The organism is Cryobacterium sp. 10I1, from assembly GCF_035019805.1.
Classification (GTDB): Bacteria; Actinomycetota; Actinomycetes; order Actinomycetales; family Microbacteriaceae; genus Cryobacterium; species Cryobacterium glucosi.
Window position 1 is genome coordinate 1 of record NZ_JASJVF010000006.1, and the last position, 18,432, is coordinate 18,432.

The 18,432-nt window shown below is 66.0% G+C and carries 16 protein-coding genes and 1 tRNA gene; 8 read left to right on the top strand and 9 right to left on the bottom strand.

What is annotated here, in order from left to right; genetic code table 11:
- From QN345_RS01510 to QN345_RS01525, 4 genes are all read right to left on the bottom strand, one after another.
- The coding region (locus QN345_RS01510) for an SAM-dependent methyltransferase (protein WP_323508373.1) at positions 1 to 759 on the bottom strand (759 nt) is incomplete at its 3' end.
- Entirely contained in the window at positions 756 to 1,790 is a 1,035-nt protein-coding gene (locus tag QN345_RS01515; RefSeq protein WP_166787346.1) for a glycosyltransferase family 4 protein, read from the bottom strand. The genes QN345_RS01515 and QN345_RS01510, both read right to left, overlap by 4 nt.
- A gap of 2 nt (positions 1,791 to 1,792) precedes the next feature.
- A complete protein-coding gene (locus tag QN345_RS01520) occupies positions 1,793 to 2,191 on the bottom strand; it encodes a 6-pyruvoyl trahydropterin synthase family protein (RefSeq protein WP_134448710.1) in 399 nt (132 codons plus the stop codon).
- Complete coding sequence (locus QN345_RS01525; protein WP_323508374.1) at positions 2,188 to 3,171, bottom strand: dehydrogenase; 984 nt, start codon at positions 3,169 to 3,171, stop codon at positions 2,188 to 2,190. The genes QN345_RS01520 and QN345_RS01525 overlap by 4 nt, the downstream gene beginning before the upstream one ends.
- 75 nt (positions 3,172 to 3,246) lie before the next feature.
- Between QN345_RS01525 and QN345_RS01530 the strand changes: the two genes are divergently transcribed.
- Both QN345_RS01530 and QN345_RS01535 read left to right on the top strand, forming a co-directional pair.
- A complete protein-coding gene (locus QN345_RS01530; RefSeq protein ID WP_134448708.1) occupies positions 3,247 to 3,969 on the top strand; it encodes a CDP-alcohol phosphatidyltransferase family protein in 723 nt (240 codons plus the stop codon).
- A 181-nt stretch (positions 3,970 to 4,150) separates the two neighbouring features.
- Positions 4,151 to 5,371: a DUF2235 domain-containing protein gene (locus tag QN345_RS01535; RefSeq protein ID WP_322189709.1), complete on the top strand. Its 1,221-nt coding sequence runs from the start codon at positions 4,151 to 4,153 to the stop codon at positions 5,369 to 5,371.
- Here the strand turns inward: QN345_RS01535 and QN345_RS01540 are convergent.
- The 3 genes from QN345_RS01540 to QN345_RS01550 form a co-directional block, all read right to left on the bottom strand.
- The gene (locus tag QN345_RS01540; protein WP_323508375.1) at positions 5,361 to 6,647 is read right to left on the bottom strand and encodes a hypothetical protein; all 1,287 of its coding nucleotides are present in this window, start codon (positions 6,645 to 6,647) and stop codon (positions 5,361 to 5,363) included. The genes QN345_RS01535 and QN345_RS01540 overlap by 11 nt on opposite strands.
- Entirely contained in the window at positions 6,640 to 8,697 is a 2,058-nt protein-coding gene (locus tag QN345_RS01545) for a hypothetical protein (RefSeq protein WP_322189708.1), read from the bottom strand. Before QN345_RS01545 ends, QN345_RS01540 begins: the two co-directional genes overlap by 8 nt.
- Positions 8,698 to 8,822: 125 nt before the next feature.
- Positions 8,823 to 10,190: a glucose-6-phosphate dehydrogenase gene (locus QN345_RS01550; RefSeq protein WP_323508376.1), complete on the bottom strand. Its 1,368-nt coding sequence runs from the start codon at positions 10,188 to 10,190 to the stop codon at positions 8,823 to 8,825.
- Between QN345_RS01550 and QN345_RS01555 the strand changes: the two genes are divergently transcribed.
- The gene (locus tag QN345_RS01555) at positions 10,189 to 10,341 is read left to right on the top strand and encodes a hypothetical protein (protein WP_323508377.1); all 153 of its coding nucleotides are present in this window, start codon (positions 10,189 to 10,191) and stop codon (positions 10,339 to 10,341) included. The genes QN345_RS01550 and QN345_RS01555 overlap by 2 nt on opposite strands.
- A 34-nt stretch (positions 10,342 to 10,375) precedes the next feature.
- Here the strand turns inward: QN345_RS01555 and QN345_RS01560 are convergent.
- A tRNA-Leu gene (locus QN345_RS01560) sits at positions 10,376 to 10,461 on the bottom strand.
- A 38-nt stretch (positions 10,462 to 10,499) separates the two neighbouring features.
- Here QN345_RS01560 and QN345_RS01565 point away from each other — a divergent pair.
- Positions 10,500 to 11,105, top strand: coding sequence for an ANTAR domain-containing response regulator (locus QN345_RS01565; protein ID WP_134366651.1), 606 nt, complete (start codon positions 10,500 to 10,502; stop codon positions 11,103 to 11,105).
- A gap of 82 nt (positions 11,106 to 11,187) precedes the next feature.
- Here the strand turns inward: QN345_RS01565 and QN345_RS01570 are convergent, their stop codons facing one another.
- A complete protein-coding gene (locus QN345_RS01570; RefSeq protein WP_134448704.1) occupies positions 11,188 to 11,613 on the bottom strand; it encodes a hotdog fold thioesterase in 426 nt (141 codons plus the stop codon).
- A 53-nt stretch (positions 11,614 to 11,666) separates the two neighbouring features.
- On the opposite strand from QN345_RS01570, the gene polA reads away from it, so the two are divergent.
- The 4 genes from polA to coaE all read left to right on the top strand — a co-directional run bounded on the left by polA (position 11,667) and on the right by coaE (position 18,426).
- The gene (gene polA / locus QN345_RS01575) at positions 11,667 to 14,339 is read left to right on the top strand and encodes a DNA polymerase I (RefSeq protein WP_322189705.1); all 2,673 of its coding nucleotides are present in this window, start codon (positions 11,667 to 11,669) and stop codon (positions 14,337 to 14,339) included.
- A gap of 53 nt (positions 14,340 to 14,392) precedes the next feature.
- Positions 14,393 to 16,069: a DUF885 domain-containing protein gene (locus QN345_RS01580; protein ID WP_134448702.1), complete on the top strand. Its 1,677-nt coding sequence runs from the start codon at positions 14,393 to 14,395 to the stop codon at positions 16,067 to 16,069.
- Positions 16,070 to 16,238: 169 nt separating this feature from the next.
- The gene (gene rpsA, locus QN345_RS01585; protein ID WP_134448701.1) at positions 16,239 to 17,696 is read left to right on the top strand and encodes a 30S ribosomal protein S1; all 1,458 of its coding nucleotides are present in this window, start codon (positions 16,239 to 16,241) and stop codon (positions 17,694 to 17,696) included.
- Positions 17,697 to 17,787: 91 nt separating this feature from the next.
- Entirely contained in the window at positions 17,788 to 18,426 is a 639-nt protein-coding gene (gene coaE, locus QN345_RS01590; protein ID WP_134448700.1) for a dephospho-CoA kinase, read from the top strand.
- Positions 18,427 to 18,432 lie beyond the last annotated feature (6 nt).

Consider the following 18,432-nt stretch of genomic DNA (forward strand, 5'->3'; position numbering starts at 1 on the left):
CGGTCCTCGATCACGACGATCACGACGACGAGCGCGACGACGGCGACGGATGCCGCGGACAGGAACGCGGGCGTCCACCCATCCGCAGAACCAGTCGAGGAGCAGGCGGTGCCTGCTGTGGTCGAGCAGCCATTCCGTGGCGGTCTGGCGCACCTCCCAGCCGGCCTGTGTGAACAGTCCGCGCGCAATCGGCGCGCCATACGGACCGAGCTGCCTGCGATTGTCTGCCAGTCGAAGTTGATGTGCGTTGAAGGCTTCCTCGAATGCCGCGTCGAGGTGGTCCCGTGGGCTCAGGCGAACCCGGCCTGTCACGCTGAGGGTGAGAAGAGCGGGGCAGCTGGCGTCAACGCAGGCGTCCACGATGGTGTGGGTCTCGTGGGAGGTCAGCACATCGAGCAGGGCGGATGCCGTCACGAGGGACGCACCCTCAAGGTCGGATGCCCGCAGGTCGGCGAGGTTCCCCGGTCGGGCGAGAACGGAGATCGCTGCCGAGTTCCCGTCCCGCGGACGCATCCTGCCGATGGCCGATTCGATCAGGTCCGGATTCCAGTCGTGCAGGATCCAGGTCTGCGGACCGGGGAGGAGGGGAGCGAGCCAGCGCATCATCGAACCGGTCCCGCTGCCGAGATCGTGAACGATCACCGGTCCATCCGGGATTTTGGCGGCGGCGGTGAGCGCAAGATCGCGTGAGCGCGCAGCTGCGTCCTCCGGTTCACGCAGCGCCAGCCAGTCCGGACTGACCAGGGGAATGCCGGTCATGGGGAAACCGCCGTTTCACGGAATGCCACCTCGATGAGCGTTGACGCAATGGCGGCTACCGTCGCACTCCACGGCCTGGCCCGTCTGCTGGCCGCCACGGCGGCTGCCTTGAGCTGCGACCGCTGTGCCGGACTGGCTAACCAGTGGCGCAGCGCGACCTCGAGCGCCCGCGGATCCTCCGGCGCGACGAGGATCCCCGCCGACTCGTTCGAGAGCGCTTCCGGAATGCCACCGATACGGGAGGCCAGGACGGGGATGCCGCGGGCCTGGGCCTCTGCGACGACCATTCCGAAGCTCTCGTACCGGGATGGCACGACGACAAGGTCGGTCCTGGCGTATGCGCTGTCCAACCGTGTTCCGACCAGAGCACCCCTGAACGGTGCCCTGGCGGTGAGGCGTGCCCGGTGACGGGCGCGCGTCAGCTCGTCGACAAAACCTGGTGCACCGTCGAGTGATCCGACGAAGGTGCACGTCCAGCCGTCAACGTCGGTGAGGTGCGCCAAGGCGCCGATCAGCAGGTCCTGGCCCTTGTGCGGGGCAACCACGCCAATGCAGAGCAGCCGGTCGCCTGCTGGTGAAGCGTTCGTCGTGGCGGCGGGATCCGTTCCCGGGTAAGCGACGACGACGTCGTGGGCCGCGTGGGAGTGACGCGTGATGATCTCAGACCGGGTCCATCCGCTCGTGGCGATGATGCGTTTCGCAGCCCGGAATGCGTCTCGTTCACGGCTGTCGGCCGTGACCATGTGCGCGAGGACGATCAACCGGAGCCGGGTGGCCTGGAGGCCCAATGCCACCGATTCGCGTGCGGCGATCAGGCCGTCGACCAGGGCGAGGGCACCGTCCGGCAGCCTCGACAGGGTCAGGCCCGTGAGCATGCCGTCATCCGGCGGGATCGGAACCATGTGCACCTCCCAGCCGCTGCGTCGGAGCCCGTCGCGAACGTGCTGGTCGTAGACGTTGCCACCGCTGACCCTGGCGGGGTCGTCGATCGCTGCGGGCACGAAGAAGGAGACCCGACGTTCGGCGGACATGCTCATGCCGTCCTCGTGTAGCTTGCCCACGCGATGTGTGACTCATGGAGCGTGACCGTGATGGAGTCCAGCTGCTGAACGGGGCCGAGTGACCCTGCCTTCACCCCTTCGGCCAGCAGATCGGCGATCGCTGTGCAGAGCACTTCGGTGGTTGTGTTCCGGCCCCGGAACCGCGGGTCTTCGTCGAGGTTGCGATACGTGAGCGCCCCCGTGATCTCCGCGAGCGCGCTCGCCAGTCTGCCGATGTCCACGACCACACCGTTGGCGTCGAGGCCGCCCGACGCGACGGTCGCGTCGACGATGAATGTGGCTCCGTGGAGTCGCTGGGCAGCACCGAAGGCGTCGCCCGTGAGACTGTGGGCGATCATCAGATGATCGCGGACCGTGACCGTGTACGTCATTTTGGTTCTCCCCACGTGATGGTGTGACACAGGACATCCGGAGCCCCCCGGGCGAGGCTCGCCATCACCTCGGGAAGGTCGCGCCACGAGGACTCACCGGTCAGCACGGCATCGAAGGCCGGGTCGTGCAGGAGCCGCATGGCCAGCTCCAGGCGTTCACGCCTCGACCGGTTTCCCCGGCGACTCGCCGCCACCGCTCCGACCTGGCTCGACCGGATCGTCAATCGTCGCGAGTGGAAGTCGGCGCCCAGCATGAGCGTGACCGGGCGATCGCCGTACCAGCTCGCCTCGAGGACCTCGCCGTCGGTGACCACTGTTTCGAGGGCGAGCTGCAACCCGGCGGCCGAACCGCTCGTGTTGATTACGATGTCCCGGTCACCCGGCGGCCGCGCGACGTCGGCGAAGCCCACGCCCAGTCGATCCGCAACCACCTGGCGCGCTGGGTTGACGTCGATCAGAGTGACCTCGACCCCGGGGATGCCGCGGAGCAGTCGTGCGACACAACACCCGATCATGCCGGCGCCGATGACGGACACCTGGTCGCCGATAAGTGGACGAGCATCCCAGAGCACATTGATGGCTGTTTCGACCGCGCCCGTGAGCACGGCGCGACGTGCCGGTATCCCGACGGGAACCGGCACGACCGCATCGGCGGGGACGACGAACGCTGACTGGTGGGGGAACAGCGTGAACACGATCCGGCCCTCGAGGGATTCGGGTCCCTGGTCTACGACGCCGACATTCAGATATTCGTATTTGACCGGGCCCGGAAGCTCACCGTCCTGGTGGGGGGGGGCACGCATCCGGTCGAACTCGCTCTGCGGGACGTGTCCGCTGAATACCGAAATCTCCGTGCCTCGGCTGACCCCGGTGTAGAGGGTCCTTACGAGCACCTCTCCATCGCCGGGTTTCGGCACGGTTTCCCGGCGGAGCACCCCGACGTGGGGCGACTCCACCCAGAATGCGGATGACTCGACCACAGTCCCTCCCGTTCGTGAACGATTTATGCCGGAGCGCCGTCTTAACAGATGAGTTAACAAAGAAACGAGACAGGGATGCGCAGAGTTCAATTCGCGCCGATTTCCTCAGCAATCGCGGGGACGGCGGCCGCGACGGTCCTCGGCCTTGCCGCTGGGTCCTGGGACCGGTCGTGGGCGCCCGCTGTCGGCTGGCTGGTGGCCCTCAGCTACCTGGTCGTGTCGAATGCCCTGCTCGTGCGCGGGCTACGGAGCAGAAACTCGACACGATTTGGACCAGCGAACCGTGTCACGGCCGTGCGGTCGACGCTCGTCGGGATGATCAGCGGGATCGTCGTTGCATCGTTCGTCGCGCCGGTTCCCACCACCCTGATGATGGCCCTCGTCGTGCCTGCCCTCGTCCTGGACGCCGTCGACGGCTGGGTCGCGCGGCACACGAACTCCACGAGCGAGCTGGGCGCGCGGTTCGACATGGAAGTCGATGCGTTCCTGTTGCTCGTGCTGAGCGTTTATGTGTCGAAGAACCTGGGGACCTGGGTCCTCGCGATCGGCACCATGCGGTACCTCTTCGTCATCGCCGGGTGGATCTTTCCCTGGCTCCGCCGGCAGCTGCCATCCCGGTATTGGCGGAAGGTCGTCACGGCCGTGCAGGGCATCGCCCTGGCGACGGCCGCGACACGGCTTCTCCCCGGTCTTGATGCCCTGCTCGTCGCGCTGGCGCTCGTCCTGCTCCTCGAATCCTTTGGCCGCGACGTGCTCTGGCTCGCTGCACGACGGTCAGAGCCGGTCAGGTTCCGTTGATCCCGATCAGGAATGGCGAGCGGCGGAGGCGAACATTCATACGGAGGGGAATGCCGGGCACTTCGAAAGCACGGTCCCGCTGCACCCATCCCGCGTGATCGCTCTGGTAACTGCGCTCAAACCACGGCTATCTTGTTACCCGTCCGGTTGATACCGCTACGCGAGCCAGGGGAGGAACTTCATGGCTAGGAATCTGGTCATCTGTCTTGATGGCACGGGCGCCCAGCCGCGAGCACGGGGTGACTCGAACGTCATCAAGGTGTTCGGGATGCTCGACCTCACCGACCCGACGAAACAGATCGCCTACTACGACCCGGGGGTGGGCACATTCTCGTCGTCGGCCTCGTGGGGTCCGCTCGCGCGTCGGCTCTCGCGCGTCGGCGGGCTTGCGTTCGGCAATGGGCTTCGCCAGAACCTGGGCGAGGCATACACATGGTTGATGCGGGAGTGGAATCCGGGTGACCGCATCTTCGTGTTCGGATTCAGCCGCGGCGCATACACCGCCCGCGCTCTATCAGGCATGCTGCGCACGATCGGCCTTCTTCATGCCGGCTCGGAGAACCTCGTGCCCTATGCAGTTTCCGAGTTCACCAAGCGCAGCAAGGATGACCGTCCCCAGGGAAAGGACGGCGTCACCACCCCGAGCGGGAAGACCCCCACGAACGCCGCACCTCGCACCCCGCAGACTGTCGCGTCGAGGGCATTCTGGGCAGGAATCGACGAGTTCTCCGAGAACTTCGCCCGCAAAGTCAACGGGCGGAGTACCGTGCGCGTCGCGTACCTCGGCGCATTCGACACGGTGAAGGCGGCTGGATTCCTCAAATGGGATATCAAATGGCCCTATACGCGCAAGCTGGACAATGATGTGCGCGTGCGTCATGCCGTGTCGATCGATGAGAAGCGCCGACCCTTCCGCGAATACCTCGTCACGCCGTCCCCTCAGTCCCAGCTTGAGGAGGTCTGGTTCGCGGGTGTGCACACGGATGTCGGGGGCACTTTCGAGGACGACCCGCGCCTCTCGAACGTCACCCTCAAGTGGATCGTCGAGGGCGCCCTTGAGGAGGGAATGCTCGTTGAACCTGGTCCGTACGCGAAAGCGTGCACCGTCACTGAGCTGAGCGCCGACGGAACCGTGCACGCGAATAGCTGGATGTGGAAGATCTTTATCGACCGAACACGCCCGATCCCGGCGAACGCGTTCATCCACTCCAGCGTCAGGCCCCGTATGGAGGCCCCGGGCCTCTATGAAACGCGGATCCCATCGGGCGTGCAGTGGGCTGACCCGAATTGGATCGACCTCGCGCCCGTCCCGGTCCGAGCCGCCAATCCGATCGAGTCCGCTCCGGCGCCTACGGAGCATCCCGCGCCAGCGGCCGTAGCGACCCGACCCACTACACCGTGAAGGTCACCTGACTCCACAGCAGTCCCGGGTCCACCACTACAGCCGGTGGCGCGGCGACTGGCGCATCCGCTCGAACCACATGCGTGTTGAGTTGAGCCAGGGCCGTGAGAAGTTCTGCCTTGGGAATGGTGTTCTCCCACTGTTTGACCAGTCCCCAGGGCAGCATCGCATAGGCCCCCTGCCCGAGCACGGACTCAACGAACGGCTTCGGAGTCGCGTTGTGCGATCCATGGTGCCCGATCTTGTAGAACGCGACACTGCTGACCAGAGCCTTCGACACGGGGTCGTCGAGCACGTGCTCCCAGGCGCCTTCCTGCGAGTCGCCCACGAACAGCAACCGCATCCCGGACACGTCGAGCACGAAGTACACGCTCGTGTTGTTGACGGAGCGTTCGAGAACGGCCGCTGCGTCGAGCAGCGCGTCGTCGTCGGTGCCGAGCTGGGTCAGGCGCAGGGAGGCGCGCGCGTCCCTCAGCTCCGAAGGGATCGACTGGACGTCCTCGTCCGCCACTACATAGATCGGATCGAAGATGGTCGGTGTTTCGTCGTCGTCGTCGGGGTGCTGGTCGGGATCGAGTTGCAGCCACTGTGCTGACACCGGCGGGTCCATCAACGCGAGCTGCTTCGGATCGCGCGACGGGCCGAGCAGGTGGATGCTCACCCCCTCGATGGGCACGGCGATCACGTTCTTCGCGGGGTCCCGGTTGGGAACGAACATGACCGGCGGCGTGTTCTTGAACTGGGTGCCGTTGCGGCTGAGCAGCCGGTCGGTTGCTTTCGCGTTGCCCATCGAGTTGGCTGCCAGGGCGCTGGCCAATGCCAGCGGAGCCGGCAGATCCCCTGAGTTCGTCTGGGCCTTCGCCTCGATGAAACCGTGGATCTGGGTCGCTGTGGACACGAGTGAATTGCGCAGCGCCTGGGCAGCCGGATCGCTCGTGTCCTCCACGAACGGGACCAGCACCTGGCCGACATCGACGCTGGTCCACTCGTCGACCGCGAAGCCGCTGATGTGGTCCTGGTGGTGGTGGGTGGCGACGACAACGTCGAGGTGCGGGGGAGAGCCGGCAGCGGCAACCGCTGTGAGGTCCGCGATGACCGTGTGGACCACATCGGAAATGTCCCGGGTGACACCGTTGATCGTCGCGCGGCCCTGACTGTGCACACCGCAATCGACGAGCATCCGCCACACCTGTAGACCTCGTGTGATCGTGACCAGGAAGCAGTCACCAAAGCCAACGTTGTACATCCGCACGGCAACGGTCGTCTGGTCAGGCATGGGGCACGACTTTCGGCATCGGGACCTCCTCTGCGGCGTGGAGAGACGCGAACGTCATGCGAAGCAGCGAGGGCTGGTCGGTCCAGGCCGCGAGCGCATCCGCCGACGTCACGTGGTCGCTCCACGCCTGCAGCGCTTTCGCCCGCTTCGCACCGATCGCAGCACTCGATTCCGCGAACGCTCGCACCGCGTCCGGTTTCCCGGTGAATGTCTCCGGCTTCGTCAACGCATCGGGGTTCGACAAGGGAAGTGGCTTGGCCACCACGTGCACGACTTGCCCGTCGACGCGGGCGATGACCGTCGTTCCCGCTCGGATCGCCATGCGTTTACCCGCGGGCAGGGACTGGTCTTCGAGCTCCTGATGGCGTTGCGCGAACTGCGCCACCACGATCGGCCGGGGCTGCAGGTCGGATGCTTGCACGAACACCGCGTGCACGCCCACCAATTCCAGAGGGAGGTCCGGATCCAGGCCGAGTTCGTACGCGTGATACCTGCCCCACTCGATGAGCGCCACGACCGTCGCGGAATTCGCTGTCGTCGCCGGCGCCGGTTTCAGGGCTCCCGACTGTGCCGCCGGAACCGCCGGAACCGCCGGCACCGCGGGTCGCGCACGAGTGGATACCCGTGGCCGTGCATCCGACTTGTCCGGCCCCTCGATCTCCGGGTCCGCGTCCGCTCCGGTGATGGTCGTCGACGCCTCGCCGCCCAAGTCGAGGTTCTGCGTCGCCTCCAGGATGAGGGGCGCCAAGTCGACACTGTGTGCCCCGCGGGTCAGGCTGAGTGCCGGATCCGCCGGCCCCGGCCAGGTCAATGCTTCTTCTGTCAGCGAGGACACCGACGGCGGATAGATCCCGCGCCGCCGCAGAGCTTCCACGAGGTTCGTCCTCAAACGCATCGCATCATCCGGGTAGAGCGCCCGGTCGGCCGTCACGATACCGCGGACCACGTCCCCGAACGTCACGTCGACCACCGGCAGGTATTGGAAAGCCCGCACGACCATCCCAAGGATACGGTCTGCGTTCCGGATCGCCTCGACCGTCACCCGTTTCACCAGGTCGGTTGGCAAGGCCCCTGGTGGGAGGACTCCGGTTCCGCCGGTTGCCAGCCGGCGCAGATCGTTGATCTGTTTCAAATAGGTGTCGAGGTAGGCGTCGAAGACCGCCGCCACGAAGCACGCCCCCCGCGCGTGCGGCTCGGTCGCCGCCAGGAACGCGTCCGGCGTGCGCGGCGACCCGATGGCCGACCTCAGCGCCGCACCGCGGCCTGTCGACTCCCCGAATTCGAGCGCCAGGTCGAGCAATGCCGACCCTTCCCGAAGGTCTGTGCTCGAGTTGGCCACCGCCTCAGCCACCACGTCCGGGAAGAGAAAGTGGTGAAACAGCGCCACCAGGTCGGCGAATGCCTCGTGCCACGCGAACACATCCGGATTCGATGCCTCCGAGAAGTACTTGCGGATGCGATGGACGATCGCATGCGTCACTTCGTGCGCCACAACATCGACGCTCAAGCACGTGAACATCACCTGGCCGGGCAGATTCGATCCCGGATCGCGTTCGTCGGCCTTGTAGTAGCCGAAGAGCACCGCACGCCGCGTTGGATCAAAGAACGCATTGCGGCCTTCAAACGCGTGCGGCACGATCCGCAACTCCCGCCCGCCCCGCCAGCGGAAACGCTGCCCACCGAAACGTTCGAACCGTTCGATCACGCTCATCGCGACGGCGTAGACAACCTGCTGGTGGGTGCGCGGATCGCTTTCGGACGGACGAAGCCCGCCCTGGGCCAGGATCGCCGGATCATTCAGATCGACCGGCCGATACCAGACATCGCGAGCCGCGTCGTAGTCGACGACCTGCACCAGCCGGCCCGATGGTCCCGGCTCCAAATCGCGCTCGAACGGAACATCGACCGTCAAAAATCGGCCGCTCAGTCGAGTTGACATCGGATCGAACGCGTAGACCGGCAACGGCCGCCGAGCGGGCAGCCGCACCGGCGGATCGTTACGCGGTCCCAGGCGCGCTGGCGGCTGGTCTCCTGGTGTGGCGACCCCCATCGGTGCCTTCTTCCTCCGCGACAATGTCAAACGGTGAGTGTTCGCGCTCGAGGTGTTGGCTCGATCATCCCCCGTGCGGTTCGGATTGGGAACCCCGGACGAGGCCGACCACGGGAGGAGTTTTTCTAGCGCCAGGTGGTTGGCCCGGCGGAGCCGGCTCGATAGTTGTCGAGAGGTACGGAGCTTTTGCGCCAGGCGGAGAGGATCGGAGTGACAATGCGCCAGCACTCTTCCACCGCGTCTGCACGCACCGAAAGGGTGGGGTCGTCGGAGAGGATTCCGTGCAGTACTTCGCCGTACGGGCCTAGTTCTCCCTGGGCGAATTGCACCTGAAGATTGACCCGGTCGAGAGCGAAAGGATCATCTTCGCCGTTGATGTTGAGGTCGAGATCGATACTGTCCGGGGTGAGCGAGATAGTGAGCCGCGCGGGACCGGGGTTGCCGGTGAAGCCGTAGGGCCGGTGCGGTACATCCTTGAAAGTTACGACGATCTGTTGGCGGCGGTCGGCCATGGCTTTTCCCGACCGAAGTCGGAATGGAACGCCGGCCCAACGCCAGTTCTCGATCCCGACGGTCACCTCCGCGAGTGTTTCGGTGTCGAGTTCGGGAGTCACGCCCGTCTCTTTCACGTAAGCGGGAAGTCTTCGCCCGTCAATTGTGCCGGCGGTGTATCGGGCACGGCGGCTGCTGGCTACCGGGTCGCCCTTCCAGGCGCGGGTGGCGCGGAGTACCTGGGCCATTGATCCGCGCAGATCGTCGGCGTCCAGACTCGACGGGGGCTCCATCGCAGTGAGCGCCATCACGAGAAGCAGGTGGCTCTGGATCATGTCAACGAGGGCGCCCGCCTTGTCGTAATACCCGGCGCGACCCTCGAGGCCAAGGGTCTCGTCGAAGACGATATCCACTCGCTCGATGTGCTCTGCGCTCCAGACCTGCTCGAACAAGCGGTTGGTGAAACGGAGGCCGAGCAGGTTGAGCACCGTGGACTTTCCCAGAAAGTGGTCCACCCGGTGGATGTGGTTCTCTGGCAGAAGCCTCACGAGCCGCCTATTGAGCGCCTGGGCGCTGCGCAAGTCGGTGCCGAACGGTTTCTCCATCCCGAGAACGGTGTTCTTAGGCAGCCTGACCTTCCCCAGTGCAGCGATCGAGAGAATCGTCACGTTCGGCGGCAGAGCGAAGTAGAGCGCCGGTGTGCCCGTTGCGGCAGCAAGCACGCGAGCGAGGTCAGCTGGTTTCGTCACGTCGGCCTGGAGGTATATCGAGTTGTTCGCCACCCTGGCAGACCGGGCGCTCTCGGATCCCCCTGCGGCGAAGGACTCGACGACACGGGAACGCCACTGCGCACTCGTCATGGGATCGGATCCCACACCGATCAGGCGAAGATCGTAGCCCCGGGAGCTACTGAGCAACTGGCCCAGGCCCGGAAGAAGCAACCTCTTTGAGAGATCCCCGCCCGCTCCGAATATGACGAGAGTTCCGATGCGGTCAGCCATGCGCACACGATACCTCGGCAAGACTGGCGAAACGGGACTAGTCGCCACCTGGCTGATGCAGAAGACCTCTTTGACGACGACGACCTGGACGCCGTCGCAGACCGCCTCGATCACGCAATCGGAGCTTCACGTGTGGGCCACCGGCGCCTGATTCGCCCGAGTTCCGCGTCATGACTGACCTGTGTTGGTACCGGTGGTGGGACTCGAACCCACACGTCCTCTCGAACAAAGCATTTTGAGTGCTCCGCGTCTGCCATTCCGCCACACCGGCTCACAACACCTGGTTCAGAATACCGTAGGCTTTGACCCGTGACCGACCAAGATTCAACCCCAGTACCTCCTCGCCGTGTTGTCGTGGCCGAGGATGAGTCCCTCATTCGTCTCGACATCGTCGAAATCCTTCGTGACGCCGGATTCGAGGTCGTCGGCGAGGCCGGCGACGGCGAAACCGCTGTGGCCCTGGCGACCGAGCTGCGACCCGACCTGGTGATCATGGACGTCAAGATGCCGCACCTCGACGGCATCTCGGCCGCGGAGCGGATCACCAAGGCGCACATCGCCCCGGTTGTGCTCCTCACCGCGTTCAGCCAGAAGGAACTGGTCGAGCGGGCGACGGAAGCCGGCGCACTCGCATACGTCGTCAAGCCGTTCACCCCGAACGACCTGCTGCCCGCGATCGAGATCGCGTTGTCCCGTTACAGCCAGATCATCACCCTCGAAGCCGAGGTCGCCGACCTCGTCGAGCGCTTCGAGACCCGCAAGCTCGTCGACCGGGCCAAGGGCCTGCTCAACGAGAAGATGGGCCTCACCGAACCGGAGTCGTTCCGCTGGATCCAGAAGGCGTCGATGGACCGCCGCCTCACCATGCACGATGTCGCCCAGGCGATCATCGAGCAGCTCTCCGCAAAGAAGTAGCACCACTGCACAGACGAAAGGCGGGTCCGGTCAATGGCGACCGGGCCCGCCTTTGTCGTGTGTGCACGGCGGGCGTGACAGATCAGGCGATGCCGGGGCGGTCGGTGATCAGGTTCGTGATCCGGATCGTCGAGCAGCGCCTGCCTTGATCGTCGTCGATCTCGATCGAGTGGGTCGTCAGGGTGCGCCCGAGGTGGATCGGCGTGCAGACGCCGGTGACCCAGCCGCTCGTCGCCGAGCGGGTGTGCGTCGCGTTGATCTCGATGCCGACGGCGAGCTTGCCCGGTCCCGCGTGCAGGTTCGCGGACATCGATCCGAGGCTCTCGCCGAGCACCACGAAGGCGCCCCCGTGCAGGAGCATGGCCGGCTGGGTATTGCCGAACACCGGCATCCGTGCCACCGCCCGCTCGAGGCTGAACTCGAGGAATTCGATGCCCATCTTGTCGGCGAGGGCCCCGCCGCCGCGCTGCTGCACCCAGCTGAGGGCGTCTTCGGTCTTCTGGGTCATGGTCACCTTGGATAGGGCCCTGCGCCGTCGGACGACGCTTGTAGGCTGTCTGTGTGTCGGATTCCGAAAAGCCTACCCTGATGATCATCGACGGCCATTCACTGGCCTACCGGGCGTTCCATGCGCTCCCGGTCGACAGTTTCCAGAACCGGGACGGCCAGCACACCAACGGCATTCACGGGTTCATCTCGATGCTGCTGAGCCTGCTGCGCACCGAGAACCCCTCGCACATCGCCGTCGCTTTCGATATCTCGCGCGCCTCTTTCCGCACCCGCGAATACCCCGAATACAAGGGAACCCGGGCGAGTACCCCTCCGGAATTCAAAGGTCAGGTGCCGCTCCTGCAGGAGGCCCTCGCGGCCATGAACATCACGACCATCACGAAGGAAGACTTCGAGGCGGACGACATCCTCGCGACCCTGTCCGTCCGCGGAACCGCGGAAGGGTACCACGTCTTCGTCGTCTCCGGCGACAGGGATTCGATCCAGCTCGTCAACGACAACGTGACCCTGCTCTACCCGGCGAGCCAGGGCGTCTCGGCGCTCACCCGGTACGACCCGGCACGTGTGCGCGAGAAATACGGCATCGATCCGGCCCAGTATCCCGATGTCGCGGCCCTCGTCGGCGAGACGAGCGACAACCTGATCGGCATCAGCAAGGTCGGCGAGAAGACCGCCGTCAAGTGGCTCGGCCTCTACGGCAGCCTTGCCGGCATCCTCGAACACGCGGACGAGATCAAGGGTGTCGTCGGAAACAACCTGCGCGAGCAGAAGGAGAACGCGATCCGCAATCGCCGCCTCAACCGGCTCGTGACCGACCTCGACCTCCCCGTCGAACTGCCAGACCTCGTCCGCGCCCCGATCAACGAAGCCGCCGTGCGCGAGGTCTTCGGTCGCCTCGAGTTCAAGAACCTGCTCGAACGCGTGATCAAGCTCGAGGGCGGCGCGGACGAGTCTGGCGCGACCGTCGTGCCGGTCGAGCGTGACGATGCGCCCTCCGCGCCGGTCGCCAAGGACCTTCTCGACGAGGAGCTGGATGCCTGGCTCACCCGGGTCGTAGCGGCCAACCCGGGCGGACTCGGCCTCCAGGTCGAGGTGCAGGACGGCAAGGCGATCGGTTTCGGTGTGTCCGGGCTCGAGGAGTCCGTGAACCTTCCGTGGCAGCCGGGACGCACGGACTACCTGCCCTTCGAGGACTGGCTCGCGAGCGACGCGCCCAAGATCATGCACGACGCCAAGCACCAGCTCAAGGCCCTGCGCCGCAGTGGCCTCGGCTTCGGTGGGCTCGTCACCGACACCCTCGTAGCTGCCTGGCTGCTGCGCCCGGGCGGGCCGGACAAGACCCTCGCCGACCTCGTCACCCGCTACCTCGACGAGACGCTCCCTGTCGCAGACCCCAACCAGCTGGTGCCGGACGAGTCGGAGTCTGGCGGCGTGCCCACCGAGGCCTGGTACGCCTACCGGCTCTCGGCCGCGCTCGGGGCCTTGCTCGATCCGGGTTCCCAGTCTGTGCTCACCGACATCGAAATGCCGACCCTGCTGACCCTCGTCGACATGGAACTCACCGGCGTCGCCGTGTCACACGAGGAGCTGTCCGTCCTGTCGGCCCAGCTCGGCGAGCGGGCGGCGGAGTACGCGGCGGGCGCGTTCGCCGAGATCGGCCGCGAGGTCAACCTCGGCTCGCCCAAGCAACTCCAGGAGGTCCTGTTCGAGCAACTGGGCATGCCGAAGACCCGCGCGAACAAGACCGGATACACGACGGATGCCGGCGCCCTCGCCGATCTCCAGGCGAGCAACCCGCATCCCTTCCTCGGTCTCCTCCTGCAGCACAGGGACGCGACCAAGCTCCGCCAAATCGTCGAGACCCTTGACAAGGCGATCGACGCGACCGGGCGCATCCACACCAATTACGTGCAGATCGGCACTGCCACAGGCCGGATCTCCTCGGCCGATCCGAACCTTCAGAACATCCCCGTGCGCACAGAGGAAGGCCGGCGGATCCGGGCAGCCTTCCACTCCGGCCCGGACGCCGAGTGCCTGCTGACGGCCGACTACTCCCAGATCGAGATGCGCATCATGGCGCACCTCTCCGAAGACGCCGGGCTGATCGAGGCCTTCAACGCCGGGGAAGACCTGCACCGCTTCGTCGGCGCATCCGTCTTCGGGGTCACGCCGGAGGAGGTCACGAACGAGATGCGCAGCAAGGTCAAGGCCATGTCCTACGGACTCGCGTACGGGCTGAGTGCCTTCGGCCTCTCCAAGCAGCTCCGGATCGACCAGAAGGAAGCACGCCAGCTCATCACGGACTACTTCGCCCGGTTCGGCGCCGTGCGCGACTACCTGCGGCACGTCGTCGAACAGGCCAAGGTCGACGGGTACACGGCGACGATCTTCGGGCGCCGCCGCCCGTTCCCCGAACTGCACAGTTCCAACCGCGTGCTCAGGGAGAACGCGGAGCGGGCTGCGCTCAACGCCCCGATCCAGGGCTCGGCCGCCGACATCATGAAGATCGCAATGAACAACATCGCGGAGGACATGCTCGAGGAAGGCCTCGAGTCCCGGATGATGCTCCAGGTGCACGACGAATTGATCTTCGAGGTCGCGCCCGGCGAGTGGGACGCTCTCCGCACCGTCGTCACGCACCGGATGGAGACCGCCGCTGCGCTGCTCGTGCCCCTGGACGTGCAGGTCGGCAGGGGTGCGAACTGGGACGCCGCGGCGCACTGAGGTCCCGGCTCGCTCCCTGTGTCGCTGCCGGTACGGTGATCTAGGCTCGGTCCATGAGCCAAGACACCGTGCGTACGCCCACAGCGATTGATGCGATCGCGGAAGACTGGGTCGACACCCTCGTCGACCTCGATCCCACGATCGGCACCTACATCGGCCGCAGCGTGGGCGCCGACCGGTATGGCGACTACTCCCCGGCGGGCCTGGAACGGCATCGCCTCGCGTCTCTCGCAACGATCAGGCGCCTCGATGCCGCTGTCGTCGTCGACGCGGTCGACGAGGTCACCCGCACGGATCTGCGCAGCGAACTCGCCCTCGGCGTCGAGAGCGCCGATGCGGGCCTGCCGCTTCGGGACCTGAACAATCTCGCCTCGCCCGCGCAGGACATCCGCGCGGCCTTCGACCTGATGCCGACGGAAACCGTCGAGGACTGGCGCACCATCTCCACGCGGCTCGGCGCCGTGCCCGAGGCCGTCGCGGGTTACATCGAGACCCTGCGCCTCGGCATCCGCGAAGGCATCATGCCCGCGAAGCGCCAGGTGCGCGAGGTCGCAGTTCAGGCACGCCGGCACGCGGCGAAGACGGGCTTCTTCGCCACGCTCGCCGCGGAGGCGAGTCCCGTGACGGGCAGCCTGCCCGCGAGTCTCGCGACCGACCTCGGGTCCGGCGCCCGCGCCGCCGCCGCCGCATACTCCGCGCTGGCCGCATTCCTCGGCGACGAGCTCGAACGGTCCGCGCCAGAGGCGGATGCGGTCGGCCGGGAGATCTATGCGCTCCAGTCCCGCCGGTTCCTCGGGGCCGCTGTCGATCTCGACGAAACCTACGAGTGGGGGATCGAGGAACTCGCCAGGATGGTCGCGGAGCAGGAGGGCATCGCCAGGCAGATTCTCCCGGGAGCGAGCGTGCAGGAGGCCATCGCCCACCTCGACGCCGACCAGAGCCGCACCCTGCACGGCACGGCGGCCTTGCAACGCTGGATGCAGGAGACGAGCGACCGCGCCGTCGCCGAACTGTCGGTGAGTCACTTCGACATCCCCCAGGAGATCCGCGCGCTCGAGTGCCTGATCGCCCCGACGCAGGACGGCGGCGTGTACTACACCGGGCCGAGCGACGACTTCTCCAGGCCGGGCCGGATGTGGTGGTCGGTTCCGGCAGGCGTCACCGAGTTCTCCACCTGGCGCGAACTGTCGACCGTCTATCACGAGGGTGTTCCTGGCCACCACCTGCAGATCGGACAGGCGGTGCATAACCGCGGCATCCTGAACACCTGGCGTCGCCAGCTCGCGGGCACGTCAGGGCACGCAGAGGGCTGGGCGCTCTACGCCGAACGCCTGATGAGCGAGCTCGGCTACCTCGACGACCCGGCCGACCGTCTCGGCATGCTCGACGGCCAGCGGATGCGCGCCGCCCGCGTCGTGATCGACATCGGCGTGCACCTCGGCAAGACCCTGCCGGATGGAAGCGGCGTCTGGACGGCCGAGCATGCCTTCGACTTCTTCCGCCGCAATGCCAACGTCGACGAGAGCACGGTGCAGTTCGAAGTCAACCGGTACCTCGGCTGGCCGGGACAGGCGCCCTCGTACAAGATCGGCCAGCGCATCTGGGAGGAACTCCGCGACGCCAGCACGGCCAGGGAGGGTGCGGCGTTCTCGATCAAGGACTTCCACAGGCGAGCCCTCGACCTCGGCGGCGTCGGCCTCGACACCCTCCGCGCGGCGCTGCTGTCCTGACGTCTCTCCGCGTACACGACGTGACAAGCGGATGTTGCCGGTGGCCCCTGCAAACAGCTAAGCTTGACTGTCACGTTTGTGACGAACTATCCGCTGCCATGCGCGGAGTCCACAATCCCCACCCGTTCGCGTATGGCCCGACTTATGTCCATCCTGGAGCAACTACTACATGACAATCGCAACGACCGATAGGGCACCTAAGCAGGTCGCCATCAACGACATTGGATCTGCTGAAGACTTTCTTGCCGCGGTCGAAAAGACTCTGAAATTCTTCAACGACGGAGACCTCATCGAGGGCACCGTTGTGAAGATCGACCGCGACGAGGTCCTCCTCGACGTGGGTTACAAGACCGAGGGCGTCATTCCCTCCCGCGAACTTTCCATCAAGCACGACGTTGACCCTTCCGAGGTCGTCAAGGTCGGCGACCTGGTCGAGGCCCTTGTTCTCCAGAAGGAAGACAAAGAAGGCCGCCTCATCCTCTCGAAGAAGCGCGCCCAGTACGAACGTGCGTGGGGCGACGTCGAGAAGATCAAGGAATCCGATGGCGTTGTCACCGGTTCGGTCATCGAGGTCGTCAAGGGCGGGCTCATCGTCGACATCGGCCTCCGTGGCTTCCTGCCGGCCTCGCTCATCGAGCTTCGCCGCGTTCGCGACCTGACCCCGTACCTGGGCCAGGAGATCGAAGCGAAGATCCTCGAGCTCGACAAGAACCGCAACAACGTTGTGCTGTCCCGTCGTGCCCTGCTCGAGCAGACGCAGTCCGAGAGCCGCACCACGTTCCTCAACAACCTCCAGAAGGGACAGGTCCGCAAGGGCGTCGTCTCCTCGATCGTCAACTTCGGTGCGTTCGTCGACCTCGGTGGCGTTGACGGCCTGGTTCACGTCTCCGAACTCAGCTGGAAGCACATCGAGCACGCCAGCGAGGTCGTCGAGGTTGGCCAGGAAGTCACCGTCGAGATCCTCGAGGTCGACCTCGAGCGCGAGCGCGTGTCGCTGTCGCTCAAGGCCACCCAGGAAGACCCGTGGCAGGTCTTCGCCCGCACCCACGCCATCGGCCAGGTTGCACCGGGCAAGGTCACCAAGCTCGTCCCCTTCGGCGCGTTCGTTCGCGTTGCAGAGGGCATCGAGGGCCTGGTCCACATCAGCGAACTCTCCGGCAAGCACGTCGAGCTCGCCGAGCAGGTCGTTTCGGTCGGCGACGAGGTCTTCGTCAAGGTCATCGACATCGACCTCGAGCGTCGCCGCATCTCGCTGAGCCTCAAGCAGGCCAACGAGGGTGTCGACCCCGAGGGCACCGAGTTCGACCCGGCGCTCTACGGAATGCTCACCGAGTACGACGACCAGGGCAACTACAAGTACCCCGAGGGCTTCGACCCGGAGACCAACGAGTGGCGCGAAGGCTTCGAAAACCAGCGCGAGAAGTGGGAGCAGGACTACGCTGCAGCCCAGGCTCGCTGGGAAGCCCACAAGAAGCAGGTCGCGTCCGCGAACGACGAGATCATCGCCGTCGGCGACGTTCCCTCCGCAGCTGGCAACTCGTTCTCGAGCGAGACGGCCGGAGCCGGAACGCTTGCTGACGACGAGGCACTCGCCGCACTGCGCGAGAAGCTCAGCAGCAACAACTAGCACGCAGCTCCACCGCAACACCAGAACCGGCCGGACCCTTCGGGGCCCGGCCGGTTTTCTGCGCCCTGGCCACATCGGTAGCATTGCCGGGGTGTACCTCATTGGACTGACCGGCGGGATCGCATCCGGCAAGAGCACCGTTGCGAGCGCCCTCACGGAACACGGGGCCGTCGTCATCGATGCGGATCGCCTCGCCCGCGAGGTCGTCGAACCGGGCAGCCCCGTCCTGGCGGCGATCGCGGCGGAGTTCGGCACCGCTCTCGTCGGACCGGACGGTGCGCTGGACCGGCCCAGACTCGGCGCGATCGTCTTCGGCGACCCGGCGGCCCTGGCGAGGCTCAACGCGATCGTGCACCCCGCAGTGCGGTCGCTCACGAACGCACGCATTCGTGCAGCCGGGCTCGCGAATCCCTCGGCGGTGGTCGTCTACGACGTACCCCTTCTGGTCGAGGCGGCCGTCGAGCATCCGTTCGACCTCGTCGTCGTCACCCAGGCGACTCCGGAGACCCGGATGCAACGGATGGTCGACCTGCGCCGGATGAGCCAGGAGGACGCGGCCATGCGCATCCGCGCCCAGGCCGATGATGCCGAACGGCTTGCGATCGCCGACGTCGTGATCGACACCGATGGCACCCTGGAACACACCCTGCGACAGGTCGACGCGCTCTGGGAACGCGTGCGGAGCGCCGGAAACTCTGCCGGCACCGAGAGTGTCGGTGGTCGAATCTAGACTGGA